Source organism: Erwinia sp. V71, assembly GCF_965644245.1.
GTDB lineage: Bacteria > Pseudomonadota > Gammaproteobacteria > Enterobacterales > Enterobacteriaceae > Erwinia.
Window position 1 is genome coordinate 1 of record NZ_CBFFRK010000065.1, and the last position, 25,218, is coordinate 25,218.

The following is a 25,218-nucleotide window of genomic DNA, read 5'->3' on the forward strand; positions in this document are numbered from 1 at the left end:
GATAGCTTATCGGTAGCTAACCGTCCCTCCATCCACATGACCAAGCGTTGCACTTATTATCTGAATTCGCGCTTAACGTTAACCATTAAACGCCGGAAGATGAATGCGTCAGTAATCTGGCTCTTCGTGACGGTGTATTGTCTTTTGCTTCTTACTGCCAGCAATTACACTCAATACTCCACCTGCGTATGGCGCGAAATCAGCGATCGCAGCGGCACGCTGCTTTTCATAATCGGCGACTTGATCACGATATAGCTGAAGTATTTGTCGATACCCACCTTGGCATCCAGCAACCCCTCAATCACTTCCTGATAGTGCTCAATACTGCGGGTGATAAAGCGCAGCAGGTAGTCGTAACCGCCAGTGATGAGGTGACACTCCATCAGCTCATCGACTTCACGGATGGCGTTTTCAAATTTCAGAAAATCCTCACGCCGGTGTCCGGCCAGCGTCACTTCAGTAAAGACGGTGACCGAGTCGGTAATTTTGGTCAGATTGATATGGGCTTCATAACCGGTAATAAAACCAGCGGATTCCAGTCGTTTCACGCGCTGCAGGCAGGGGCTGGGGGAAAGTCCGACGGCATCGGCAAGGTTGACGTTACTGATGCGGCCATCTTTTTGCAGTTGCACCAGGATGTTGATGTCAATGCGGTCAAGTTTCATCAAACCGTTCATAGAGCCCCTCATTGTTACACATATGTTGTGCGCGCGTACCTCGATGGTATAACACGCTTTCTGGTGACTACGCCAGCGTTTCACGCGTTATCACATCGAGGTGATTTGTTAAAATTTCAATGAGGAAACAATGACTAACCTAAACGACCCGTGGCGCGTGCCAGCGCGATATCGAAAATATGCAGTGCCTCTTCCAGCTGCGAATCGCTGGTCACCAGCGGTGCGAGGAAGCGCACGGTATTGCGGTGCAAACCACACTTAATCAGCAGCAACCCTTCCTGACAGGCGCAGTCGAGGATCTTCTGTGTCAGCGCCGCATCCGGTTTTTTGCTTTCGAAGTCGATAATCTCGACCGCCTGCATAAAGCCAACACCGCGCACTTCACCGATACAGGCATATTTATCCGCCAGTTGCTGCAGGCGGGCATTCAGCTGCTCACCCAGCTGGTTCGAGCGCGTCAGCAGGTTATCGTGTTCCAGCAGATCCAGCACCGCCAGCGATGCCGCACAGGCCAGCGCGTTGCCGCCGTAAGTGCCACCGAGGCCGCCCGGTGTCGGTGCATCCATAATCTCCGCGCGCCCTACCACACCCGAGATCGGCAGACCACCTCCGAGGCTTTTCGCCACCGTCACCAGGTCCGGCGTCACAGGCGAGTGCTGGAAACCAAACATCTTGCCGGTACGGCCAAAACCGGTTTGCACTTCATCACAAATCAGCAAAATGCCGTGGCGCTCAGTGATATCACGCAGTGCCTGCATAAAACTGGCAGATGCAGGCAGGAAGCCACCATCGCCCTGCACTGGCTCGATAATCATCGCCGCGACGCGTTCCGGTAATATTTGTACCGCAAACAGATTATCCAGCGCCGCCAGGCAATCCTGCTCCGAAATATCATGGAATGCATTCGGATAAGGGATACGATAAATATCACCCGGGAACGGACCAAAGTTCTGTTTATAAGGCTGACTCATCCCCGTTAACGTCACACCTAATAAGGTACGGCCATGAAAGGCACCATCAAACGCAATAATACCTGGACGATTGGTATAAGCGCGGGCAATTTTCACCGCATTTTCTACCGCTTCCGCGCCGCTGGTGAAAAATACGCTTTTAAACGCTTCGTCGCCGCCGACCAGCTTATTCAGTCGCTGCGCCAGTTCGATATATCCCGGATACGCCGCCACCTGGAAACAGGCATGAGACACCCGTTGCAGCTGCTCAGTCACGGCATTGACCACCGCCGGATGGTTGTGGCCGACATTTAATACGCCGATGCCGCCGACAAAATCTAAATAACGATTCCCTTCCACGTCCCAGACTTCTGAGCCTTTTCCTCTGGCAATCACTACCGGATGGGCAGTGACCACACCACGCGCCACATTCTCTTCGCGGGCATCCAGAAATACTGCGTTATCAGAAAATGTTTGCTGCTCAGCCATGATATTTTGCATCTTTTTACCTCATCGACGTCACGATAATCTGTTTCAAGTATCGCAATAAGCACTTTTGGTAAGCTGCCGTAATTCCGCTGGCAGCAGCATTTACTGTCGTATTCACCCGCAATCAGTGAATTAAATTTTCAGCCAAGGCTTTCCTGCACCAGCGCGCAGAACCAGCCAATGCCGAACGGGATCACCTCATCATTAAAGTCGTAGGCAGAGTGGTGCAGCGGACGGCTGTCGCCCGCACCGAGCCACAGATAGGCACCCGGTCTGGCCTGCAACATAAAGGAAAAATCTTCCGAGGTGAGTGCCGGTTTTGGTGCTTCCTGCGTCTGTAATCCGGCGGCACGCGCCGCCTGCAACGCAACGGCGGCCTCTGCCGCGCTGTTAATCGTGGCGGGATAGTAGCGGTGATAACGCACGTCTGCCTGCAAGCCGTGGGCCGCCGTGACATGCTGTGCCATCTGACGCAGACGCTGTTCCACCACATCCTGCACCTGCGGATTAAAGGTACGTACCGTGCCGGTAATACTAGCCTGCGCCGGGATCATATTGTGCGAGAAACCGCCCTGAATCCGTGTCACCGTCAGCAATGCGGCCTCACAGGGATCGACCGCGCGCGCCACGATGGTATTCAGCTGCACCACCAATTCACTGGTCGCCAGCAGCGTGTCCGGGCTGAGGTGTGGCTGTGCGGCGTGACCACCGCCGCCCTGCACGGTGATATCGAAGCGATCCGCCGCCGCCATAATCGGTCCCGGGCGCGTCTGCGCACTGCCGAGTGGCAGTTCCGGCCAGTTATGGATGGCGTAGACGGCATCACAGGGGAAGCGGGTAAACAGGCCGTCATCGATCATCGCCTGCGCGCCAGCCAGCCCCTCTTCTGCCGGCTGGAAGATAAAGTACACCGTGCCGTTAACATCGCCGGACGCCACCAGCGCCTGTGCCGCGCCCAGCAGCATTACGGTATGGCCGTCATGACCACAGGCGTGACAGACACCGTCATGGGTACTTTTCCACGGCTGGTCGCCGTCATCATTCATTGGCAGCGCGTCCATATCGGCACGCAGCCCGATGCTGCGCGGGCTGTCGCCACGGCGCAGAACACCCACCACACCGGTTTTGCCGATGCCGCGATGCACCTCAATACCCAGCTCCGTCAGGAACGCCGCGACAATGTCCGAGGTGCGCTGTTCGGCAAAGCCCAGCTCCGGATGGGCGTGCAGATCCCGTCGCAGTGCGACTAAGTGTGATAATTCCATCTCAGTATCCTTTTTGCCGGTCGATAAGGCCGATCATCGGTTCGCCCGCTTCAAAGCGGCGAATATTGGCCAGTAAGGCGGCCACCGCGGTTTCCGGCACTGTCTGGCTGGCAATATGCGGCGTCAGCCAGAGGGCGGGATGCCGCCAGAAGGGGTGCTCCGCAGGCAGCGGTTCAGGGTCAGTGACATCCACCACCGCGCCGCTCAGTTGCTGGCTGTCGAGCGCCTGCAGCAGATCGTCATGATTCAGTTGCGCGCCACGCCCGACCTGTACCAGTGCTGCACCCGGCGGCAACTGATTAAAGCAGTCAGCATTCAGAATGCCGCGCGTGCTGTCGGTCAGCGGCAGCAGGCAGATAAGGATGTCGCTGCGCGCAAGGAATTCACCCAGCTGGTCGTTGCCCGCCCAGCAGCGCACGCCGTCAATCTGGCGCGGCGTGCGGCTCCAGCCACCGCAGTCAAAGCCCAGCGCCAGAAACGGTTTCAGCACCGCTTCGCCGAGGCTGCCCAGCCCCATGACACCAATGCGGCGACGGCTGGCGGGCAGCATTGGATGCGCCTGCCAGCGCTGCTCACGCTGCTGTTGCAGATAACGTGGCATATCACGGTGCAGCCCCAGCACCGCGAAGGTGACGTACTCCACCATGCCGTTGATCAGCCCCTGCTCCACCATACGCACCACCGGCAACTCAGCAGGCAGTTGCTGATAATCAAACTGATCCGCACCTGCGCCGACAGAGAACAATACCTTCAGCCTGGGGAACTGTTGCAGGATATCGGCAGGCGGCTGCCAGGCGACCAGATAGTCGACCGTCGCCGGGTCGCCGATATCGGGCCACTGGCGAAAGTCCGCGTCCGGTGCCAGCTCTGCCAGCAGTTCAGCCCATTTACGCCCGCGCGCCGGGTCTGATTTATAGACGATATTCATCAGCCCATCGCCTGTGACATCAGCCCGAACACCTGCGCGCCGTCAGCATCCGGCTGCCAGGGCGTGCCCTTCACCATGGTGGTAGGGGCATCGACCTGGGGCAGCCCCAGCTGGTTCAGCCAGTCGCCCAGCCCACAGTGTGCATCACAGTCAATGCGCACAAACTGGCCGGTTAAGCCGCTCAGCAGCTGGCTGACCAGCACTTTCGCGTCAGGCAGGGTCTGCGCGACAATCGGGCCGATGGCGTAACCGTGACCGAAACGACGCAGCGCGGCGAAGCCGGTGGTGACACCATCCTGCTCTAGCAACAACACGCGTTCGGCGCGGGTCAGCAGTTCATCCGTCAGTCGCGCACGCTGCTGACCGCTGGCCTGCTGGTCGAGCTGGGTTAAACGGGCTGCATCCTGCGGCTGCGCGGCACGCCGCTGCTGATGTGCGGCCGGAGGCAACACGGTGACCTGAGCCAGTTCACGGCACTGATGCTGTTCCACCGCGCCGGTTACCACAAAGCCCAGCTTTTCATATAAACCCTTGCCTGCTTCTGTGGCATGCAGACGCACATTGCTGCCCGCCAGTCTCTCCAGTGCCGCCAGCATCAGTTGTTTGCCAATACTGCGCCCCTGCGCGGCATCCGCGACAATCACCAGCCCGATGGTGGCGTAGTCCTCGCCCCAGCGACAGCAGAGGATGGTGCCGGTCAGCACGCCGTTCTCTTCCGCCACAATGCCGTTGCCCAGCTGCAATGCCTGCTGCCAGTCGGCGCGGCGATGCGGCCATTTCAGCAGTTGAGTCAGGACAAAGGCGGCATCCAGGTCGTCCGCCGTCATGGCGCGTAGTGTTATGCTCATCACGTCTCCTTACATCATGCCCGGCGTATCAAGGCCGGAACCGTCCACCAGCCGCGAATAACGGTATGGCGTCGGGTCAACAATCGGTTGTTCATTCATCACCAGGTCCGCCGCCAGACGTCCTGCGCCCGGACCAATACCAAAACCATGGCCACTGTAACCGGCGGAAATCACCAGTCCCGGCAGTTTCGGTACGGTGGAGATCACCGGAATCGCATCCGGCGCACTGTCAATCATCCCGCCCCAGGACTGCACCATCTTCAGCCCAGCAAGCGCCGGATACTCGCGGCGCATGGCGTTGATGCCTTCCAGCACCATCGCGTGATCGGCCTGCGGGTCGAGAATACGCACTTTTTCGAACGGTGACACACCGTCAAACTGCCAGCGCGCCAGTGCTTCCGGCCCGTGGATAAACGGCGACAGGCCGAGGCGAATTTTGAGGTTTTTGCGCCGTGATTTAAACGTCGGGTAGAACTGGCGCGCATAGCGCAATCCCTGCACGCCCGGTTCGAGGCGGCCACGGCCAGACACCGAGACGGTGTAGCTGCCATCGAGCTGTGGACGGCAGGCAAAACCCGGCGTGTACAGCGGCATGGTGATCGCCTGTTCAATCGGCGCCGTGCGGAAAGCGGTGCCAATCACATTACCTAAAGGCAGATCGATACCATGACGACGGCAGAACATCGAGGTCCAGGCACCACCCGCGCAGATGACACTGCTGGTTTTAATCAGCCCGCGCTCGGTCCATACGCCACTCACCTGTCCGGCGGCGGTATCCAGTCCGCGTACCGCGCACTGCTGGATCACGGTAGCGCCCAGCCGCTGAGCAGCAATCGCCAGTCCCGGCGCAGCCAGCGCCGGTTCAGCATGGCCGTCGGTCGGCGACGAGACGCCGCCCAGCCAGTTTGTGGTGCTGCCCGGCGTCATCAGTTTCGCCTGTTCCGCGTTGAGGATATCGCTGCGCACGCCGTAGTGTTTCGCCATCTTGCCCCAGTTATCCCAGGCATCAATTTCGCTCTGATCGCGGGTGGCGTAGACCAGTCCGGTACGGCGGAAACCGAGTTCCTCACCGGTTTCTGCATTCAGTTCGCCCCAGCGCTGCAGTGAATAGATAATCAGCGGTAACTCACGCTCATCGCGGTTCTGCTGGCGGCACCAGCCCCAGTTGCGGCTGGACTGTTCACCGCCCACCAGCCCCTTTTCCAGCAAAACGACCTTTACGCCTTTCTTCGCCAGTTCATAAGTCGCTGCCGCGCCGGCAATGCCGCCGCCAATCACAACCACATCAGCCGACTCAGGAAAATGCGCGCTATCCTGTACATATCGAATTGGTGCTGGCATTGCGTGTGTTACCTCTTTTCGTGTGTTTTCTCCTTCCGCCACATGGTGGAGGAAGGAAATAAAACGTTAATGCTGCCCGTTGGCGATATCGAAATCTTCATGCTCATCCAGCCAGCCCTGACGCAGTTCCGGCACCGCGCGTTTCAGGCGCTCATAGTAGAGATCGCTGGACGGTTTGTCATAATCCGCGCGCGCCACCTGCGCCACCATACGGCCACTTTTCACCACGATAATCTCATCACACACCGAGCGCACCGCATGCAGGTCGTGGCTGATAAACAGTACCGACAGCCCCAGTTCACGGCGCAGATCGGTAATCAAATCCAGCACCGCTGCTGCCACTACAGTATCCAGTGCCGAGGTGACTTCATCGCACAGGATCAAATCCGGTTCCGCCGCCAGCGCACGCGCCAGGTTAACGCGCTGTTTCTGGCCGCCGGAGAGCGCCCACGGGCGGCGATACATCACGCTGCGCGGCAGGCGTACCAGGTCGAGCAGTTCCAGCACACGCTTTTCCAGCGCTGCGCCGCGCAAACTGTGGAACAGTTTCAGCGGACGCGCCAGAATTGCCGCCACGCTGTGCGCCGGGTTGAGCGCGGTATCCGCCATCTGGAACACATACTGAATCCGGCGCAACTCATTCTCCGGCCGCTGATGCAACCCGCCGGCAATGTAGTGGCCGTTAAACAGCAGATGGCCGCCGGACGGCGGGTTCATCCCGGCAATGGCATGCGCCAGCGTGGTTTTGCCGGAACCCGACTCGCCGATAATACCGATTGCCTGGCCGCGAAACAGTTTAAAATTAATATCTTGCAGAATTTTCACTTTCGGCTGGCCGTCGCTGTCGAGCGGGCCGTAACCGGCGCTGAGATCGCGCACTTCCAGCAGTGGATGGATTTCTGCGCTTTCAGTGCTCCACGAACTGTCGCGGCTTTTCTGCCGTGCGGCATCCAGCAGCAGACGGGTGTATTCCGCCTGCGGCGCCTGCAACAGCGCATCGGTCGCGCCATACTCGGCAATCGCCCCTTTCAGCAGCACCAGAATCCGGTCCGCCATCTGCGCCACCACCGCCAGGTCGTGGCTGACGTAAATCGCCGTGGTGCCACGCTGGCGCACCACGCGGCGAAAGGCCTTCAGTACTTCCACCTGAGTGGTGACATCGAGCGCGGTGGTCGGTTCGTCGAGGATCACCACTTCCGGGTCGCCAATCAGCGCCATCGCCGTCATCAGGCGTTGCAACTGACCGCCGGAGACCTGATGCGGGTAGCGATCACCAATACTGTCAGGATTCGGCAGCGCCAGCTCACGGAACAGCTCCACCGCTTTGCGTTTGGCGTCGCCGCGGCTCATCAGGCCGTGCACCACCACCGGCTCAATCACCTGGTCGATAATTTTCATCGCCGGGTTAAACGAGGCCGCCGCGCTCTGCGCGATGTAGGCCACTTTATTGCCGCGAAAGGCGCACAGCTGCGCGGGCGTCAGCGCCGTCACATCAGTATCCGCGACATGGATATGACCGTCGGCAATGCGGCAGCCGTGGCGGGCATAGCCCATCATCGCCAGCGCAATGGTGGTTTTGCCGGAGCCGGATTCCCCAATCAGCGCCAGCACTTCCCCTTTCTGCACGGTAAAGCGAATATCAGACACCAGCGTCACTTCATTACCGTCATCGGCTTTGGCGGTGACTTTCAGGTTTTCCACCGACACCATCGGACGTGCACTGTGCGGCATAATATTCATGCAACCCCCTTCGTCCAGTTAATCGGGCGCATCGCCTGCAGGCTGTCGATAAACAGGTTGGCACCAATGGTCAGGCTGGCAATCGCCACCGCAGGCATCAGCACCGCCGGAGAGCCTTCAAACAGTCCCAGCAGATTCTCGCGTACCAGCGTGCCCCAGTCGGCATACGGCGGCTGCACACCCAGGCCGAGGAAACTCAGGCCGCTGAGCATCAGCACGATATAGACAAAGCGCAGGCCGAAATCGGTCAGCATCGGGTGCAGCATATTCGGCAGAATATCGTGGATGGCGATATACCAGCGGCTTTCACCACGCAGCCGTGAGGCCTGCACATAATCCATCGAACGCAGGCTGGAGGCCATCGCATAGGCGATACGGTACGCGCCCGGCCAGTAGGTAAATACCGCGGTGACAATCAGCATCGGCAGTGACGAACCAAACACCGCGACAATCATCAGTGCCAGAATTTTCCCCGGCAGGATCAGCATCGCATCGTTAATACGGCCAAGGATCTCTTCCAGCCAGCGCCCGGTCACGGCCGCCAGCAGCGCCAGCAGTGTACCGACCAGACTGGCGAGCAGTGCTGCCGTCAATGCCAGGCCGATGGAGTAACGCGCGCCGTACATAATGCGGCTGAGGATATCGCGCCCGAGATAGTCGGTGCCTAACCAGAACTCGGCGCTGTAACTGCTGAACATCGCCCCGCCGCCAATCTCTTCGAGGTTATGCGGTGCCAGCGACGCGCCAAACAGCGCCATAAAGATCCAGAACAGAGTGATCAGCAGGCCAATCCGTCCCGCCACGGTCAGTGACTGCATTACGCGCCAGGGTAGCATCAGGATAGTCATCAGCCCCTCCACTTCGGATTAAATGCGATAGTCAGGATGTCTGCGGCCAGCAGCAGCACCAGATAACAGGCCGCAAAGAACATCACACACAGCTGTACCACCGGCAGATCGCGGTTGCTGACCGCATCCACCATCTGACTGGCCAGCCCGGGATAACTGAAAATGCTTTCGATAATGATCACGCCACCAAACAGGTAGGAGAGACTGAGCGACACCGCATTGGCGATCGGCCCCACCGCATTCGGCAGCGCATGACGCAGCATCGCCCGCAGTGGAGAGACCCCTTTCAGCAGCGTCATCTCCAGATACGGACTGTCCATCTGATTGATGATCGCCGCACGCGTCATGCGCGCCATCTGTGCCACAATCACACAACACAGCGTCAGTACCGGCAGCGCGTAGGTACGCAGGAAGCCCCACAGTTCCTGGTCCGGCGAGCCAATCGACATCGCCGGCACCCACTGCAGCTTCACGGCGAAGATAATCACCGCGATAGTGGCAACCAGAAACTCCGGCACCGCCACCACCGACATGGTGACCAGCACCAGCCCGCGATCCAGCCGTGAACCGCGTTTCATCGCCGCCGCAATCCCAATCACCAGCGCCAGCGGTACGGAGACCAGCGTGGTCACCGCCGCCAGCTGAAAGGTGGCGGGAATACGCTGCGCCACCAGTTGCGTTACCGGCAGATTACTGGCGAACGAGGTACCAAAATCTCCCTGAAGCATGCCGCCGAGCCAGCTGAAGTAACGCATCACCAGCGGCTGGTCGAGCCCAAGCTGCTGGCGCAGTGCGGCGACGGTTTCCGGTGTCGCGCTCTGGCCGAGGATCATCTGCGCCGCATCGCCCGGCAGCAGGCTGGTGATCAGGAACACCAGCGCTGAGACGATCAGCAGCGTTAACACGCCAGCGCCGATGCGCCGCGCAATCAGTTTGACTATGTACCGATTCATCGCCGTTCTCCTTATCAGGAAGCCAGCCAGGCATACTCGTGGAAGCGGAAGCCCATCATCATGCCTGACGGCCAGGCCTCAACACCTTTAACTTTGCTACTGTGTCCATCCATGCTGCTGATGAACGCCGGAATAATGGTGCCGCAGTGGTCGTACACCAGTTGCTGCATATCGCCATACATCTGTTTGCGTTTCGCCTGATCCTGTTCGCCACGCGCAGCAGTCACCAGCTGGTCAAACTGGGCGTTTTTCCAGCCCGACTCATTCCAGGTGGCATCGGAGCGGTAGAACTGCGAGAACAGCATATCCAGCGTCGGACGCGGGTTAATCGAGCCGTAACCCACCGGGTCCTTCATCCAGTGCGTTGACCAGTAACCGTCATACGGTACGCGGCGCACCTGCACATTGAGTCCGGCGGAACGGGCGATTTGCTGGATCAGCTGGCCGCCCTCCACTGCCCCTTCGATATTGGGCGTGGTGATAATTTCCACTTTGGCGCCCGCCATATTGGCTTTTTTCAGGTGGAATTTGGCTTTCTCCACGTCCAGCGGACGCTGCGGGATATCTTTGTTAAACATTGGATGCCACGGCGGCACTGGCGTGTCGTTGCCGATATCGCCATAACCCTGCATCACGGTTTTCAGCAACATTTCGCGTGGCTGCAGATATTTCATCGCCAGCACAAAGTCCGGATTATTGCCCGGAGCCTGATCGGTACGCAGGATCAGGTTGCTGTACATACCCGATTTACTTTCCAGAATGCCGAACTTATCGCTCTGCTTCAGACGTTTGACATCATTGGCGGACAGCGTGGAAACGATGTGCAGATCGCCGGACATCAGTGCGTTAACACGCGCCGCCGGGTCAGTGACGCCCATCAGCTCCACTTCGTCGAGGTGCGGCAGGCCCGGTTTCCAGTAATTTTTGTTTTTACTGCCGACGGTGCGCACGCCAGGCTGGAAGCTCTGCAGCACAAACGGCCCGGTGCCCACGCCCTTACTGAAGTCTTTGGTGCCATTCTGCACAATCAGGAACGAGCTGGTCGCCAGCAGCGCAGGCAGGTCAAAGTTGGCCTGTTCCAGCGTGATCTCCAGCTCGCTGGGGCTGATCGCCTTAAATTCTTTCATCTGCGACGCCAGAGTGATCACCGTGGACGCCACCGCCGGATCTTTATGGCGGCTCAGGGAGTAGATCACGTCCTCGCTGGTCAGCGGTTTACCGTCGTGGAAGGTGACGCCGGAACGCAGTTTGACATGCCACAGCACGCCGTCGCTGCTTTCGAACGTCTCGGCCAGCGCCGGTTGTGGGATCAGATTTTTATCCAGCTCCGTCAGACCGCTGTAGAACATAAACTGGCGGCAGTAGTCGCCGCTGTTGCTGCCTTTCGCCGGGTCGAGGGTATCGCTGGCGGAGGAGTTGGCCACCGCGGCGCGCAGTTTACCGCCTGCAACCGGCGTGTCGGCGGCGAAGCTGAAGTCAGGGAAACCCAGCAGACCGGAGCTCATCACCGCCCCTGCCGACAACAGTTTCATCATGCCACGACGCGAGATCGAGACATCGTTGATCGCCTGCGTCAGCGCGGGGTTAACACGGCTAAATTCTTTACGAAATTTACTCATCTGCACACCCTCAAAAGTAAAACGTTAAGTGACTCAGGAGAGCCGATCCATAGCCTTGTAGTACAAGCCCGCCACGGGCAAAAACCAGGGTTTGCCAAAGTAACCCGGCACCGCAGGCCAGCTATTACGCTGCCACGGATTATCATCAGCTTTTTCTGCGATCAGATCGGCCATCACCCGCCCCATCCACACCGACATCTGCGTGCCGTGGCCGCTGTAGCCCAGCGAATAGAACACGCCCTGATGCTCACCAGCATGCGGCAGACGGTCGGCGGTCATATCCACCAGCCCGCCCCAGCAGTAGTCAATCTGTGGTGCGTGCAGTGCCGGAAACATCTTCTTCATGCCCGCTTTCAGCACATCGCCGCTGCGTGCGTCCGAGGTCGGATTGCTGATGGCAAAGCGCGCGCGACCACCAAACACCAGCCGGTTGTCTTTGGTGGTGCGAATGTAGTTGCCGAGATTGAGTGACGTCACATAGGTACGGTTATTTGGCAGCAGTTGCTGCAGCAGATCGGCTTCCAGCGGCGCTGTCACCACCACAAAGCTGCCGACCGGAATAATGCGCCGCTGGAACCAGTCGAACGGGCCGATATTGGAGCAGCCGGTCGCCATCAGCACTTTCTCAGCGATAATCTCGCCTTTTTCGGTGCTGACACGGTGGCGATAACCATCCAGCCGTGTCAGGCCGGTCACCGGGGTATACGGATAAATTTTTGCGCCGCTGCGCGCTGCCAGATTCGCCAGACCGATACCAAACTTGCCCATATGCATCTGGCCGCCATGCTGCTGCAGCAGACCACCGTGGAAACTGTCGGAATCGATCTCGCGGCGCACCTCGTCGGCACTCAGCATTTCCACATCAGGATCAACGTGGCGCTTCATCATGTCGCAGGCCTGTTGCAGCCCCGCCAGATGCGAGGCCTTACTCGCCAGCTTCAGCTTGCCGCAGCGGCGGAAATCGCAGTCAATCTGCTCGCTTTCCACCAGTTGCTGCACATAGCTCACCGCATCGGCGAAGGCGCGGAAATAACGGCTGGCCTGCTCCACGCCATGGCTGTTGACCAGCGCGGCAAAGTTCTGCGCCACGCCGGTATTGCAGTGACCGCCATTACGCCCGGAGGCCTGGCTCATCACCTGCGCCGCTTCCAGCAGCACCACATTGATACCGCTGCGCGCCAGATTCAGCGCCGCTGAGATGCCGGTAAAGCCGCCACCAATCACCACCACATCTGCCGTCGCCGGCAGATCGTCAGTGGCCGCGCCAGTAAAGTCAGGCGCTGTCGCCTGCCAGAAGGATTCCAGTTTCATCACCGCGCTCCTGCCTCAGAGTCCCACCACCGCCGGAAGACCGCCGATATCTTTGATTTCGCTGTAGCCATAGAACGGGTTGGCCGGTTCGTGACCCCGCGCCACCCACGCTTTGTGTTTGATGCCGAGGTCATGGGCGGTCATCAGGTCATAACGGAAGCTGGAGGAGACATGCAGGATCTCGTCAGGACGACAGTTCAGCTTCTCCAGCATGTATTCAAAGCCTTTCATCTGCGGTTTGTACGCGCCCACTTCTTCGGCGGTAATAGTCATATGAATCGGCGCACCGAGACGCGGCACATGGTTTTTGATCAGCTCATCGGTGGAGTTGGTCAGCAGTACCAGCGGGAACTCCTGCGCCACTTTCGCCAGTCCGGCAGGCACATCCGGGTGCGGTCCCCATGTGGCGCAGGCCGCCATCACCGCGTCACAATCCTGTTGCGTACACTCCACGCCCCACTTGTTACAGGTGCGGTACAGCGCACTTGCCACCACCAGCGGATAGAGCTTGAACGCCCCCAGTACTTCGTCCATGCGATAGCGGGCGAAATCGGTGGTAAATGCCGCCATTTTTTCCGCGCTGACGCGGTCAGCGAAAATGGTCGCCGCCGCCCCCGACATATCGAAGTTGATCAGGGTGCCGTAGCAGTCGAAGGTGATGTATTTCGGTTTGAACACAGCCATTGCGCTACCTCTTCAAAGTGGAATGTCACGGGATTAAAAATCGATCAGTACGCTCTTATAGCGCTGACAGGCTTCGAAGGCCTGCCGCCCTAAATCTTTGCCAATGCCGGAACCCTGGAAGCCACCGGTCGGGACGATAAAGTCGCCGGAACGGCCGTAGCGGTTAATCCATACCGTACCGGCCGCGATACCGCGCATCGCCCGCAGTGCGTGGTCGATACTTTTGGTGTGGACGCCGGAACACAGGCCATAGGTGGGATGCGATGCCAGCGCCAGACCTTCTTCTTCGTCATCAAAGATCTGCACCGTCAGCACCGGACCAAAAATCTCTTCCTGTACCGCCGGGTTATCCTGGCTGACACCAGCCAGCAGTGTCGGCTGCCAGAAGTAGCCTTCGCCCGTCCCGGCAAAACGTTCGCCTCCCACCAGAATCTCACCACCCTGCTGGCAGGCAGCGCGAATCACCTGCTGCACTTTCGCCGCCTGACGCGCATCGATCAGCGGCGCATAGCGGCTGGTTTCATCCCAGGTGACGCCGGGACGGAAGTTCTGACACAGTCGGGTCAGCGTCTCGATCAGCTGTGGCGCGATACCGCGCTGCACAATCAGCCGGGTGCCTGCCACGCAGGCCTGGCCGCCGTTGGCGGTAAAGCCGCGCAGAATCCGCCCGGCCACCTCATCAATATCGCCCGCATCATCAAACACCAGCTGCGGGCTTTTGCCGCCCAGCTCCAGCGTGACGGGCTTCATGCCGTTAAACGCGGCATCGCTCATAATGCGTGCGCCGGTTTGCGTTGAGCCGGTAAAGGAGACTTTGCGCACCAGTGGATGTGCCACCAGCGCGCTGCCGGTGACCGCACCGCTACCCTGCACGATATTCAGCACCCCGGCAGGCAGTCCGGCTTCTGTCGCCAGTTCCGCCATACGCACAGTGGAGAACGGCGTCAGTTCGGAAGGTTTCAGCACCACAGCATTTCCTGCTGCCAGTGCCGGACCACACTTCCATGACGCCATCGACAACGGGAAATTCCACGGTGTAATCGCGCCAATCACACCGTACGGTTCCGGCACCAGCATGCCGAGGCTGGCCGCGCGGGTCGGCAGCACATCGCCACTGAATTTGTCGGCACATTCGGCGTAGAAGCGGATAGCTTCGGCGGTAAAGGGAATTTCGTGCTGAATCACATCGTGGATCGGCCGTGTGGAGCCCAGCGCTTCCAGCCGCGGCAGTTCGCTGTCGGCGGCAATCAGATCCGCCCAGCGGCGCAGTACCGCACCGCGCTGACGTGGCGGACAACTGGCCCAGCCGCTCTCTTTGACGGCGCGATCGGCCAGTGTGACCGCTTCATCAACCAGGCTGGCATCTGCCTCGGCTAATTCCGCGGCAGGCTTACCATCAGAGGGACGTTTAACCAGCAGAGAATTGCCCGCGCCGTGCTGATGAACGCCGTTGATATAATGTCCTGCGGGCAAGCTAACTTTATCGGGATCAAAACTTAACATGGTTAAACCCTTATATTTTTGCATCCGCGTATTCATCGCTGGCGCAGCGTGCTGCGCCGGATAACTGAATGACAATCAGTGCTGCTTATTCACTTAATGCAGAAAGTATGCCAGCCCGCAGAAAAATAAAAATGCGTAAAGCAGGCGCGAAAAAAATTTTCTGCCGTAAATAAAGGCAAATTTTTCCAGATAAACCGACAGTGTAAATAGATGATTTTCATCACATTATCACTGCACCAGCAGAGAGCAAAGCGTGCTAGCGTTGCACCAAAGCGGAGAATTGAGATTGCGATCATGCAGTGAAACTGAAGGGAAAATAAACAAAAAAAAAGCGCCGATGATTTATTTATCATCGGCGCTTTTCAAAATGTTAGCGTTTATTTCGCGTCTAAACTGCCGAAATGAAATGCCTTGGTTTCCAGGTATTCATCAATTCCGTGATGCGATCCTTCACGGCCGACGCCGGACAATTTAATGCCGCCGAACGGTGAAACTTCCAGAGAAATGGAGCCGGTATTAAAACCGACCATACCAAATTCCAGCGCTTCCCCCACCCGCCAGGCGCGGCGAATGTTTTCGGTAAAGAAATAGGCACCAAGACCAAATGGCGTATCGTTCGCCAGCGCAATGGCTTCTTCTTCGTCATCGAAAATAAACAGTGGCGCGACCGGGCCAAACGTTTCTTCATCAGCGATGCGCATATCTCGTGTCACGGCACCCAGTACCGTTGGCTGCACAAAGGTGCCATCGCTGTTACTCACTCCCCCCGTCAGCAGGGTCGCGCCTTTATTCAGTGCATCATCAATATGCGCGTTCACTTTCTCTACCGCGTTGCGGTTGATCAGCGGGCCAAGCGTGCTGTCGGCGGCAAAGCCATCGCCCACTTTGAGTTTCGCCACTTCCGCCAGCAGGCGTTCAACGAAACGCGGATAGATGCCGCGCTGCACCAGGATACGGTTGGCACAGACACAGGTTTGTCCGGCATTACGGAATTTACTCATCATCACGCCGGGAATGGCGATATCGAGATCGGCATCATCAAACACAATCAGCGGCGCATTGCCGCCCAGCTCGAGGCTGAGACGCTTAATGCTGTCGGCGCTCTGCTGCATCAGCAGCTGGCCCACGCGGGTGGAACCGGTAAAGGAGATTTTGCGCACCGTGCGGCTGGCGGTCAGCGCCGCGCCAATCTGCTGCGGCAGACCGGTCAGCACCTGCAGCACACCCGCCGGGATGCCCGCACGTTGTGCCAGCACCACCAGCGCCAGCGCCGAGAACGGCGTCAGTTCGGACGGTTTGACAATAATCGGACAACCCGCTGCCAGCGCAGGCGCGACTTTACGGGTAATCATCGCAATCGGGAAGTTCCACGGCGTAATCGCCGCGGCCACGCCAACAGGCTGCTTCAGTACCAGAATGCGCCGGTCAGCGGTGGGGGCCGGGATGGTTTCGCCGTAAACGCGACGAGCTTCTTCCGCAAACCATTTTACAAAGCTGGCGCCATACAGCACTTCGCCTTTTGCTTCTGCCAGCGGTTTGCCCTGTTCGGCGGTCATAATGATCGCCAGGTCATCGGCATTATCGAGGATCAGCTGGTGCCATTTTTCCAGCAGTGTGGCGCGCTGCGCGTTGGTGGTTTTGCCCCAGCTGATACGCGCCGCTTCCGCATACGCAATCGCCTGTTCGGTCTCGATGCTGCCTAATGCCGGGATAGTCGCCAGCGTTTCCCCGGTCGACGGGTTGGTGACCGCCAGCGTTTCACCATTGTGTGCATCCTGCCATTCGCCTGCGAAGAAAGCCTGCTGACGCAGCAGGTCAGCATCCTGTAAACGTTGTGTGAGCATTAGTCTCTCCTGTTCTCTGATATTTTTAACTTTATCTGAGCAGAGCAATGGATGATGCGTTATGTGTGCGGTGGCGGTAACGAGTGTGGGGAATTTAAGCAAGGGGACGAAATTTTATGCTGTGGGGGGAAGGAGCAGTCCCCAGTTGGAGGGAAGGTTGTGCGCTTCATCAGCGCACAACCTTCCCTGTTAAATCTGAAAATCAATCACCGGCGTCTCTTCTTCCGCCACCGACAGAGCCTGACGTTTAATTTCTTCAAGCGACAGATTCGCGTTGCACAGTTCGAGGAACTGCCAGACATAGTTGCGCTGCAGCTGACCGCGTTTTAACCCTAACCAGACAGTATTCGATTCAAACAGGTGCTTTGCTTCCAGCCGCGTCAGCGGTGAATGCTCGTCCAGCTGGCAGGCCTGATCCGCCAGAATGCCCACGCCTAATCCCAGCTCAACATAGGTTTTCACCACATCGGAATCCTGGGCGCTGAGCACAATATCGGCTTTCAGTCCGGCGGCATGAAATGCCCGGTCAACGCGCGAACGCCCGGTGATACCCTGGCGGTAGGTAATTAGAGGATAGCGGCTGAGGGTTGCCAGGGTGATCGGCTGCTGCTGCTCCAGCTCATGCCCTTTCGGCACCAGCAAGGCATGATGCCAGCTGAACCACGGAAACGCCGCCAGCGCCGGGTTGTTCACCACCTGCTCACTGGCAATACCGATATCGGCTTCACCCGCCACCAGCATTGACACGATTTCCTGCGGTGAACCCTGATTCAGTTCCAGCCGCACATTGGGATACAGGGCACGAAACGCTTTGATCACCCGCGGCAGGCTGTAACGCGCCTGGGTATGCGTGGTGGCGATGGTCAGCACGCCGCTGGATTCATTGGTAAACACATCTGCCAGGCGGCGCACTTTTCCGGCTTCATCGAGAATGCGTACCGCGATATCCAGCAGCGCTTTGCCCGGTTCGGTCATGCCCAGCAGGCGTTTGCCGCGGCGGATAAAGATTTCCACGCCCAGCTCATCTTCCAGATCACGGATATGACGGCTGACGCCGGATTGCGAGGTGAAGAGCGCATTCGCCACTTCCGTGAGATTAAATTCGCAACGGGCGGCTTCTTTGATGATCTTAAGTTGCTGGAAATTCACGCGCTTTCACCTCTCTGTTATCTGTTGATGACCTCGATGTTAAAAGAGGCATATCGATAGCAACAAATAATAAAAAGAGGTTTATTATGCGATTTAGTGATAAGACGTGAGCCGCATCCCTGCGTGCCCGTTATCCGAGAGGATTTTTCAGCTCACCAGCATCAGCTCGCGATCTTCTACCTGTGGCTTATTCAGCAGCGACAGCAGAATATTTTTTACCGCCTGAGCGGAAGGTGACAGCGGCATGCGCGCGGAGACATTCAGTGACAGCGGCAGATGGAGTGACGGGCTGTTAATGCGCGCCATCCAGGCATTGGTGGCACTGACCAGTGCGCGGGCTGCCGATTCCGGCAGTACCGTCACACCCGTACCACTGGCAACCGCTGCGGTCAGGGTAGAGATGGATTCGATTTCGCCAATGATACGCGCGCTCAGGCGACGCAGCGAAAAGGCTTCATCGACGCGCTTGCGCACCGCGCTGTAGTCGCGGGGTAAGTACAGGTTCATCCCGGCGACATCAGCAAGATCAACGGTATTCCCCGGGCAGGCTGTCGCGCCGACCAGGTAGAGTTCTTCTTTCATCAGCGGCGTACTGGTGATGCCTGCAGCAGGCGCACGGTCATACAGCACCGCCATATCCAGCTGGCCATTCATCACTTTTTCGTTTAATGACGCGCCGCTGTTCTCATGCAGATACACCAGCACATCAGGGAATTGTTCGCGTACCGTTTGCAGCAATGGCATGGTCAGCGAAGAGGCCGCGGTGCCTGGCGCCAGGCCGATGGAGACTTGTCCGGTCAGGGATTGTCCGGCGTTAATCACCGCGGTTTGCGCCTGTTCACACTGGCGCAGGATGGTACGGGCGTGAGAATAGAGAATTTTGCCCGCTTCTGTCGGCGTTACGCCGCGTTTGGTACGAATCAGCAGTTGCTGATCCAGTTCATTTTCCAGCGTAGCCACCTGCTGGCTCAGTGCCGGCTGTGCAATATGCAACACCTCTGCGGCCTGAGTCAGGCTGCCGATATCGACGATTTTCACGAAATATTTTAGTCGTCTTAAGTTCATTTTGCCCTCCGTAACGATCCCCGAATGCCTGATGGCGACTGTTAGAATTAGTGGTAATTCAGATACAGCCATAAGATTGCAATATGCAGGCCAATTATTTGCAGCGCGAACAATCCGTCGCTAAACGGCGGTAAAATAAGAGAATCTGATTACGAGTGGGTGTGTTATCAGTACCAATAATAACCATCGACCTGGCGCAGTAACGGGGAATGCACCGTCAGGGTGCAAAAGTGCGTCAGGGGTGTGCAGGGGAAGGTGTGAAAGGTTGTGTTATCGGGAAAGCGGAACGTATGCAATGTAGCCATACCTGTAGCCAGCACCGCACCAGTCCCCTCCCCCACGCTGTGGGGGAAGGGGCAAAGCAGTAAATCAGCGTTTCTTACGATTGCGGTGCATATCAATGGACACCGCCGCCACAATAATGATGCCTTTAATAATATCCTGCACATAAGCATCAACGCCGACAAAGGTGAAGCCACTCTTAATCAGACCGAGGATCACCGCACCGATCAGCGTACCGGTAATGCGCCCCACCCCGCCCATCAGGCTGCTGCCGCCAATGACTGCCGCGGCGATAGCATCAAGTTCGTAGGACATCCCCATACTGGACTGGCCGCTGCTGACTCGCGCCGCCAGCACCACCCCCGCAAGGCCGGACAGGGCCCCGGCGATGGTGTAGACCACCACCAGATACTTATTAACGTTGATACCGGACACTTTCGCCGAGGTCATATTGCCGCCGATGGCGTAGACATATTTACCGTAGCGGGTGTGCTTCAGCGCAATATGGAACAGCACCGCAATCACCAGAAAAATGATCACCGGCATCGCGCCCTGTCCGATGGCGGTAAAACCATCGGAAAGGAAACTGATCGGGTTGCCCTGCGTGTAATACTGCGCCAGGCCGCGAGCCGAGACCATCATCCCCAGTGTGGCAATAAAAGGAGGAATACCGGTTTTGGTGATTAACACGCCATTGACCAGACCACATATCAGCCCGACGCCAATCCCGGCGACAATCGGCACCGCAGCAGGCATATTCACCAGCGACGGAAACATGGGCGACAGGCTGTCGGAGGTTTGCGCCAGACTGGCCGCCACCACCGCACTCAGCGCAATCAGTGAGCCAGAGGAGAGGTCAATCCCGGTGGTAATAATGACCTGTGTCACCCCCACCGCGATAATACCGATAATCGCCACCTGCAACACAATCAGCACCAGACGGTTAGGATTGAGCAGGAAAGACTGGTCGCGAACATACCAGCCGGCAATTTCAAAAATCAGGGCAATGCCCAGCATGACAATAAAAATGCCGGTATCCTTCGGCAGTTTGTGTTTCCAGTTCGCCAGCAGCGAGCTGCGCTCCGCGGGCTGCTGAGAACTTACTTTGGTATCACTCATAATTATTCCTCTCGCCTCACTCGGACGCCAACGACAGAATGGTTTCCTGATCGGCTTCTTCTTTATCGAGGATGCCGGTAATACGCCCTTCATGCATGACCATCACGCGGTCACTCATGCCCAGAATCTCCGGCAGTTCTGACGACACCATAATGATGGCGACGCCACGGTTGGCCAGTTCACTGATCAGACGATAGATTTCCGCCTTCGCGCCGACATCGATGCCGCGCGTGGGCTCATCCAAAATCAGGATTTTCGGTTGCGCCAGCAGCCAGCGGGCAATCAGTACCTTCTGCTGATTACCGCCACTGAGGTTATTGATAATCTGGTCCATGGTGGGTGTTTTAATATTGAGCCGACGGATCTGCTCCATACAATCTTTCGCCATTTGCACATGACGAACAAAACCCGTTTTACCAATGTATTCCGGCATATTGACGATGCTCATGTTCTCCAACACCGACAGCACCAGGAACAGGCCGGACTTTTTACGGTCTTCGGTCAGGAAGGCCAGCCCTTTTTCAATCGCCGTTGACGGGGAATCGATGGTGACCGGTACGCCATCGATCAGCACTTCGCCACGGTCAAATGACGCCATGCCAAACAGACTTTCCATCACTTCACTGCGTCCGGCACCTACCAGCCCGGCGACGCCGAGGATCTCACCGCGCCGCACGCTGAAACTGACATCATCGAATTTATCCTTCGCGGTCAGATTGCGTACCGTCAGCACTTCTTCGCCGATGTCAGCATTAAATTTCGGGAACAGCTGGGTGAGTTCGCGGCCAACCATCTGTGTAATCAGCGACTGTCGGGTATAGCTGGCGGTTTGATCGCTCGCCACCCACGCGCCATCGCGGAACACGCTCACTTCGTCGGTAATGGCAAAGATCTCATCCATTTTATGGCTGATATAGATGATGGCTTTGCCCTGCGTCCGCAGGTCACGAATAATGGTGAACAGGTGCCCCACTTCGCCTTCGGTCAGCGCGGAGGTCGGTTCATCCATAATCACAATATCCGCATTCCACGACACCGCTTTGGCGATTTCCACCATCTGCTGCGCCGCGATACTGAGGTCGCCCACCATCTGGCCGGCTTTCAGTTTGATATTGAGTTTGCCCAGTAACTCCTGGGTCATCTGGTTCAGTCTGGCATGGTCGACAAAGCCGTATTTCATCGGCTCACGACCCAGCCAGATATTCTCGGCGACCGTCATATACGGCACCAGATTCAGCTCCTGGTGGATCATCGAGATACCAGACTTCAGTGCATCCATGGTGTCGGTAAACTGCACCGGCTCCCCTTTAACTTTGATTACGCCGTCATCGGGACGGTAAATCCCGATGAGGCATTTCATTAAAGTGGATTTACCCGCGCCATTTTCCCCCATCAGAGCATGAACCGTTCCTGGCTTTACGCGTAACGACACCTTATTCAGTGCTTTTACACCAGGGAAAAACTTGCTGATGCCTTCGGCTTCAAGCGCATAAGCGGTCATACATCACCTCCGTACCACTGGGTCAGGAACGATTATTTAAGGTTCATGCTGGTGTATTTTTCGTAGTTATCTTTGGTGATTAACTGGAATGGGATATCCACCATTTTTTGCACTGTCTCGCCTTTCACCAGTTTGATTGCAGTCTGAACGGCACCTTCACCCTGACCTTTCGCGTCCTGGAAGACACTGGCAACCATCTTGCCGTTTTTGATCATCTGCAACGCATCAGGCGTACCATCCACCCCGGCAACCAGTACGTTGTTCGGGTTTTTACCTAACGCCTGCAGTGCGCCAATCGCCATTTCATCATTGTTGGACGCAATCGCCTGAATGTCATCACCCGCCGTCAGCCAGTTACTCACCACATCGACTGCATCATTACGGGTGAATTTCGCGGTCTGTTTCTGGACGATTTTGATATCAGGATATTTAGCCACAACCGCTTCCACACCTTTGGTTCGTTCACGGGTCGATTCATTGGCTAAATCACCCAGCAGGATAGCGATGTTGCCTTTGCCGCCCATTGCTTTTGCCAGCGCTTCCATCTGTAAGCGACCAGCCAGTTCGGAATCAGAACCGACATAGGCCATTTTGCCCGTCATCTGAGCCTGTGGACGACGGTTAACAAAAATCAGCGGAACACCGGCTTTTTCTGCCTGATCGATAATCGGTTTCACCGCATTGGTATCCACCGGGTTGACGATAATGGCGTCCACACCCTGGCCGATAAAGTTTTGTACCTGTTGCAGTTGCTGTGCGACGTCGCCTTTGGCGTCTTCAATCTGCCCTTTCACACCATCTTTCTGCATCTCTTTCTGAATGGCGGTTCGGACAATGGTCAGGAAATTGTCATCGAAAAGCGCCATGGATACGCCCACCTGAATGTCTTTAGCAAAGACGGCAGCAGGCAACATACAGGCTAACATCGACGTGACGATCGCTTTTTTGAAGTTCATGGCTATCCCTTATAATCGTTAACATGCGCGGGCTTGCTGGACTACGAATGAAAAATATTTTTTACATTCACTCAACGTCACCGACGACTTTATTTGTAGGTAAGAGGTCAGACAATCCGGTACAGCTGATTAGGGTACTGCTCACTTCACTTTCACAACACACTGTTAGATAACAACTATTTTTTAAACCATCGTTTCATTACGGACACTAACGTTACTCACGCGATTAATTCAGTTCGTTTGTTTCATAAATCATCCGTTTGAAACTTTCATAATAAAAGCACTGAAATGTGTGTTTTAAAATCACGGACTAACAAAAATTTGACAGACCTCTAACATCTGTCGCGAAAAGGTTTTAAAGTGAGATCCAGCCAGCAGATTAGATTTCAGCCACATCAGGCAGAAAAGCAGCGATTCGCTGGTTTTGCCAGCAAACAGACGGGGGAGAGGCATTCGCGCTTTGACATTTATGACGGGCGTCGCTAATATTCGCCCCGTTCACACGATTCCTCTGTAGTTCAGTCGGTAGAACGGCGGACTGTTAATCCGTATGTCACTGGTTCGAGTCCAGTCAGAGGAGCCAATTTAAAGAAGCCAGATGTCTACTGACGTCTGGTTTTTTGCTTTCTATCAATTGGTTAACCCTTCAAGCTTGTCTACACACGTCTATTAAAAAACACTCGAAGCTACACCCTTTTGCTGGTAAAAATGCTGGTAAAGCTGGTTCGATTTTCTTTTTACCAGCAATCAGGGGAAACCGTCATGCCGCTTACTGATACCAAAGTAAAAAATGCCAGACCTTCCGAAAAGTCGGTTAAGCTCACTGACGGGTTCGGCCTCTACCTCCTTGTACATCCCAACGGTTCAAAATACTGGCAGTTGGGTTATCGTTTCGAAGGCAAACAGAAGGTCTTTTCGATTGGTGTCTACCCTGCCGTTTCTCTTGCTGATGCAAGACAACGACGTGATGAAGCCAAAAAGCTGTTAGCGTCTGGCATTGATCCCAGCGCTAAAAAACAGGCTGACAACAAAACCACACTGGAAAAGCGTAACCATACCCGCGCTTTCAAAACGGTTGCCAAAAGCTGGTTTGCAACGAAAACAACATGGTCAGTAGATTATCAACGTTCTGTCTGGACTCGTCTTGAAACTTACCTGTTTCCTGATATCGGCAACAAAGATATCGGTGAGTTAGATACAGGTGATCTCTTGGTTCCAATCAAGAAGATTGAAACGCTCGGTTTCCTTGAAATCGCTATGCGGGTAAAACAGTATGCTACCGCTATCCTGCGATATGCTGTTCAGCAAAAGATCATCCGCTTCAATCCTGCCTATGATCTTGAAGGTGCTGTACAGAAACCCCAGACAGAGCATCGTCCTGCAATTGAACTGGAAGAAATACCCGCCCTTCTGGAACGCATTGATGACTATCAGGGACGCAGCAGGCTCACATTACTGGCGCTAAAACTCAACCTATTGACGTTTGTACGTTCCAGCGAACTCCGCTTTGCCCGTTGGTCAGAGATCGATTTTAAAAGTGCCTTGTGGGTTATCCCGGAACAACGTGAAGTTATAGAAAAGATAAAACATTCAGGACGTGGTGCCAAAATGCGCAGGAAGCATTACGTGCCACTGTGCAATCAGGCGCTGACAATTTTGGAAGAGCTAAAAAATCTCACCTATGACGTGAGCGGTGATAACGGTTTTATCTTTACGGGCTGTTATGACGCTATGAAGCCAATGAGTGAAAACACAATCAACAAGGCGCTACGTAAAATGGGCTATGACACCAAAACCGACTTGTGCGGTCATGGTTTCCGTACCCTCGCTTGTAGTGCTCTGATTGAATCAGGTATCTGGTCAGAGGATGTTGTTGAGCTTCAAATGAGCCATATGGAAAAGAATAACGTCCGGGCAGCTTATACACACAAAGCCAAACATCTGGAACAACGCCGTCTGATGCTGCAATGGTGGGCTGATTTTCTGGATGCTAACAAGGATTTAATGGTCAGGCCGTTTGAGTTTGCACAGAAGGGATAAATTGAACAGAGGCCGGGGACGGCCTCATATGCATTAGGGAAGGTGCGATTTAATCGTCAATTATGAGAACATAACCCTTTCTTTGACATAGACTTTTCACGATGCC

At 56.3% G+C, this 25,218-nt stretch carries 20 protein-coding genes and 1 tRNA gene; 2 read left to right on the forward strand and 19 right to left on the reverse strand.

The genetic code is table 11. The features are described 5' to 3' along the window. Positions 1 to 170: 170 nt before the first annotated feature. The 19 genes from ACSZO1_RS13960 to ACSZO1_RS14050 all read right to left on the reverse strand — a co-directional run bounded on the left by ACSZO1_RS13960 (position 171) and on the right by ACSZO1_RS14050 (position 23,072). Positions 171 to 677: an Lrp/AsnC family transcriptional regulator gene (locus ACSZO1_RS13960; protein ID WP_437613530.1), complete on the reverse strand. Its 507-nt coding sequence runs from the start codon at positions 675 to 677 to the stop codon at positions 171 to 173. Between the two features lie 134 nt (positions 678 to 811). Next, positions 812 to 2,128, reverse strand: a complete 1,317-nt coding sequence (gabT, locus tag ACSZO1_RS13965; protein WP_437613532.1) for a 4-aminobutyrate--2-oxoglutarate transaminase — start codon at positions 2,126 to 2,128, stop codon at positions 812 to 814. 128 nt (positions 2,129 to 2,256) lie between these two features. Next, positions 2,257 to 3,381, reverse strand: a complete 1,125-nt coding sequence (locus ACSZO1_RS13970) for a M20 aminoacylase family protein (protein WP_437613534.1) — start codon at positions 3,379 to 3,381, stop codon at positions 2,257 to 2,259. Between the two features lies 1 nt (position 3,382). After that, positions 3,383 to 4,309 carry a 2-hydroxyacid dehydrogenase gene (locus ACSZO1_RS13975; RefSeq protein ID WP_437613536.1) on the reverse strand — a complete coding sequence of 309 codons (927 nt, stop codon included), beginning with the start codon at positions 4,307 to 4,309 and terminating at the stop codon, positions 3,383 to 3,385. Next, positions 4,309 to 5,157, reverse strand: a complete 849-nt coding sequence (locus tag ACSZO1_RS13980; RefSeq protein ID WP_437613538.1) for a GNAT family N-acetyltransferase — start codon at positions 5,155 to 5,157, stop codon at positions 4,309 to 4,311. The genes ACSZO1_RS13975 and ACSZO1_RS13980 overlap by 1 nt, the downstream gene beginning before the upstream one ends. Before the next feature lie 9 nt (positions 5,158 to 5,166). Further along, the gene (locus tag ACSZO1_RS13985; RefSeq protein ID WP_437613539.1) at positions 5,167 to 6,498 is read right to left on the reverse strand and encodes an NAD(P)/FAD-dependent oxidoreductase; all 1,332 of its coding nucleotides are present in this window, start codon (positions 6,496 to 6,498) and stop codon (positions 5,167 to 5,169) included. A 66-nt stretch (positions 6,499 to 6,564) separates the two neighbouring features. Beyond that, positions 6,565 to 8,238: an ABC transporter ATP-binding protein gene (locus tag ACSZO1_RS13990; RefSeq protein ID WP_437613540.1), complete on the reverse strand. Its 1,674-nt coding sequence runs from the start codon at positions 8,236 to 8,238 to the stop codon at positions 6,565 to 6,567. After that, positions 8,235 to 9,086 carry an ABC transporter permease gene (locus ACSZO1_RS13995; RefSeq protein WP_437613542.1) on the reverse strand — a complete coding sequence of 284 codons (852 nt, stop codon included), beginning with the start codon at positions 9,084 to 9,086 and terminating at the stop codon, positions 8,235 to 8,237. The genes ACSZO1_RS13990 and ACSZO1_RS13995 overlap by 4 nt, the downstream gene beginning before the upstream one ends. Continuing rightward, positions 9,086 to 10,039 (reverse strand): ABC transporter permease, encoded by a 954-nt coding sequence (locus tag ACSZO1_RS14000; RefSeq protein ID WP_437613544.1) that lies wholly within the window; start codon positions 10,037 to 10,039, stop codon positions 9,086 to 9,088. Before ACSZO1_RS14000 ends, ACSZO1_RS13995 begins: the two co-directional genes overlap by 1 nt. Before the next feature lie 14 nt (positions 10,040 to 10,053). Then, positions 10,054 to 11,658 (reverse strand): ABC transporter substrate-binding protein, encoded by a 1,605-nt coding sequence (locus ACSZO1_RS14005; protein ID WP_437613546.1) that lies wholly within the window; start codon positions 11,656 to 11,658, stop codon positions 10,054 to 10,056. A gap of 33 nt (positions 11,659 to 11,691) precedes the next feature. Beyond that, a complete protein-coding gene (locus ACSZO1_RS14010; protein ID WP_437613548.1) occupies positions 11,692 to 12,969 on the reverse strand; it encodes an NAD(P)/FAD-dependent oxidoreductase in 1,278 nt (425 codons plus the stop codon). 15 nt (positions 12,970 to 12,984) lie between these two features. Next, entirely contained in the window at positions 12,985 to 13,653 is a 669-nt protein-coding gene (locus ACSZO1_RS14015; RefSeq protein ID WP_437613550.1) for a haloacid dehalogenase type II, read from the reverse strand. A gap of 33 nt (positions 13,654 to 13,686) precedes the next feature. Beyond that, the gene (locus ACSZO1_RS14020; RefSeq protein WP_437613552.1) at positions 13,687 to 15,156 is read right to left on the reverse strand and encodes an aldehyde dehydrogenase family protein; all 1,470 of its coding nucleotides are present in this window, start codon (positions 15,154 to 15,156) and stop codon (positions 13,687 to 13,689) included. A 377-nt stretch (positions 15,157 to 15,533) separates the two neighbouring features. Further along, positions 15,534 to 17,000, reverse strand: coding sequence for an NAD-dependent succinate-semialdehyde dehydrogenase (locus ACSZO1_RS14025; protein ID WP_437613554.1), 1,467 nt, complete (start codon positions 16,998 to 17,000; stop codon positions 15,534 to 15,536). A gap of 189 nt (positions 17,001 to 17,189) precedes the next feature. After that, positions 17,190 to 18,149, reverse strand: a complete 960-nt coding sequence (gene cbl, locus ACSZO1_RS14030) for an HTH-type transcriptional regulator Cbl (RefSeq protein ID WP_437613556.1) — start codon at positions 18,147 to 18,149, stop codon at positions 17,190 to 17,192. A 147-nt stretch (positions 18,150 to 18,296) separates the two neighbouring features. Further along, positions 18,297 to 19,214 (reverse strand): nitrogen assimilation transcriptional regulator NAC, encoded by a 918-nt coding sequence (gene nac, locus ACSZO1_RS14035; RefSeq protein WP_437613558.1) that lies wholly within the window; start codon positions 19,212 to 19,214, stop codon positions 18,297 to 18,299. Positions 19,215 to 19,583: 369 nt separating this feature from the next. Next, entirely contained in the window at positions 19,584 to 20,615 is a 1,032-nt protein-coding gene (locus ACSZO1_RS14040) for an ABC transporter permease (protein WP_437613560.1), read from the reverse strand. A gap of 16 nt (positions 20,616 to 20,631) precedes the next feature. After that, entirely contained in the window at positions 20,632 to 22,116 is a 1,485-nt protein-coding gene (locus tag ACSZO1_RS14045; RefSeq protein ID WP_437613562.1) for a sugar ABC transporter ATP-binding protein, read from the reverse strand. 32 nt (positions 22,117 to 22,148) lie between these two features. Next, the gene (locus ACSZO1_RS14050; RefSeq protein ID WP_437613564.1) at positions 22,149 to 23,072 is read right to left on the reverse strand and encodes a sugar ABC transporter substrate-binding protein; all 924 of its coding nucleotides are present in this window, start codon (positions 23,070 to 23,072) and stop codon (positions 22,149 to 22,151) included. 507 nt (positions 23,073 to 23,579) lie between these two features. Here ACSZO1_RS14050 and ACSZO1_RS14055 point away from each other — a divergent pair. Then, positions 23,580 to 23,655 (forward strand) — tRNA-Asn (locus ACSZO1_RS14055). Between the two features lie 179 nt (positions 23,656 to 23,834). Then, the gene (locus ACSZO1_RS14060) at positions 23,835 to 25,112 is read left to right on the forward strand and encodes a tyrosine-type recombinase/integrase (protein ID WP_437613566.1); all 1,278 of its coding nucleotides are present in this window, start codon (positions 23,835 to 23,837) and stop codon (positions 25,110 to 25,112) included. Positions 25,113 to 25,218: the final 106 nt, after the last annotated feature.

What these genes read in the sequence shown, in the direction of transcription:
- ACSZO1_RS13960 (WP_437613530.1), bottom strand. Translation starts at nt 677, where the DNA reads ATGAACGGTTTGATGAAACTTGACCGCATTGACATCAACATCCTGGTG.
- gabT (WP_437613532.1), bottom strand. Translation starts at nt 2,128, where the DNA reads ATGCAAAATATCATGGCTGAGCAGCAAACATTTTCTGATAACGCAGTA.
- ACSZO1_RS13970 (WP_437613534.1), bottom strand. Translation starts at nt 3,381, where the DNA reads ATGGAATTATCACACTTAGTCGCACTGCGACGGGATCTGCACGCCCAT.
- ACSZO1_RS13975 (WP_437613536.1), bottom strand. Translation starts at nt 4,309, where the DNA reads ATGAATATCGTCTATAAATCAGACCCGGCGCGCGGGCGTAAATGGGCT.
- ACSZO1_RS13980 (WP_437613538.1), bottom strand. Translation starts at nt 5,157, where the DNA reads ATGAGCATAACACTACGCGCCATGACGGCGGACGACCTGGATGCCGCC.
- ACSZO1_RS13985 (WP_437613539.1), bottom strand. Translation starts at nt 6,498, where the DNA reads ATGCCAGCACCAATTCGATATGTACAGGATAGCGCGCATTTTCCTGAG.
- ACSZO1_RS13990 (WP_437613540.1), bottom strand. Translation starts at nt 8,238, where the DNA reads ATGAATATTATGCCGCACAGTGCACGTCCGATGGTGTCGGTGGAAAAC.
- ACSZO1_RS13995 (WP_437613542.1), bottom strand. Translation starts at nt 9,086, where the DNA reads ATGACTATCCTGATGCTACCCTGGCGCGTAATGCAGTCACTGACCGTG.
- ACSZO1_RS14000 (WP_437613544.1), bottom strand. Translation starts at nt 10,039, where the DNA reads ATGAATCGGTACATAGTCAAACTGATTGCGCGGCGCATCGGCGCTGGC.
- ACSZO1_RS14005 (WP_437613546.1), bottom strand. Translation starts at nt 11,658, where the DNA reads ATGAGTAAATTTCGTAAAGAATTTAGCCGTGTTAACCCCGCGCTGACG.
- ACSZO1_RS14010 (WP_437613548.1), bottom strand. Translation starts at nt 12,969, where the DNA reads ATGAAACTGGAATCCTTCTGGCAGGCGACAGCGCCTGACTTTACTGGC.
- ACSZO1_RS14015 (WP_437613550.1), bottom strand. Translation starts at nt 13,653, where the DNA reads ATGGCTGTGTTCAAACCGAAATACATCACCTTCGACTGCTACGGCACC.
- ACSZO1_RS14020 (WP_437613552.1), bottom strand. Translation starts at nt 15,156, where the DNA reads ATGTTAAGTTTTGATCCCGATAAAGTTAGCTTGCCCGCAGGACATTAT.
- ACSZO1_RS14025 (WP_437613554.1), bottom strand. Translation starts at nt 17,000, where the DNA reads ATGCTCACACAACGTTTACAGGATGCTGACCTGCTGCGTCAGCAGGCT.
- nac (WP_437613558.1), bottom strand. Translation starts at nt 19,214, where the DNA reads ATGAACTTAAGACGACTAAAATATTTCGTGAAAATCGTCGATATCGGC.
- ACSZO1_RS14040 (WP_437613560.1), bottom strand. Translation starts at nt 20,615, where the DNA reads ATGAGTGATACCAAAGTAAGTTCTCAGCAGCCCGCGGAGCGCAGCTCG.
- ACSZO1_RS14045 (WP_437613562.1), bottom strand. Translation starts at nt 22,116, where the DNA reads ATGACCGCTTATGCGCTTGAAGCCGAAGGCATCAGCAAGTTTTTCCCT.
- ACSZO1_RS14050 (WP_437613564.1), bottom strand. Translation starts at nt 23,072, where the DNA reads ATGAACTTCAAAAAAGCGATCGTCACGTCGATGTTAGCCTGTATGTTG.
- ACSZO1_RS14060 (WP_437613566.1), top strand. Translation starts at nt 23,835, where the DNA reads ATGCCGCTTACTGATACCAAAGTAAAAAATGCCAGACCTTCCGAAAAG.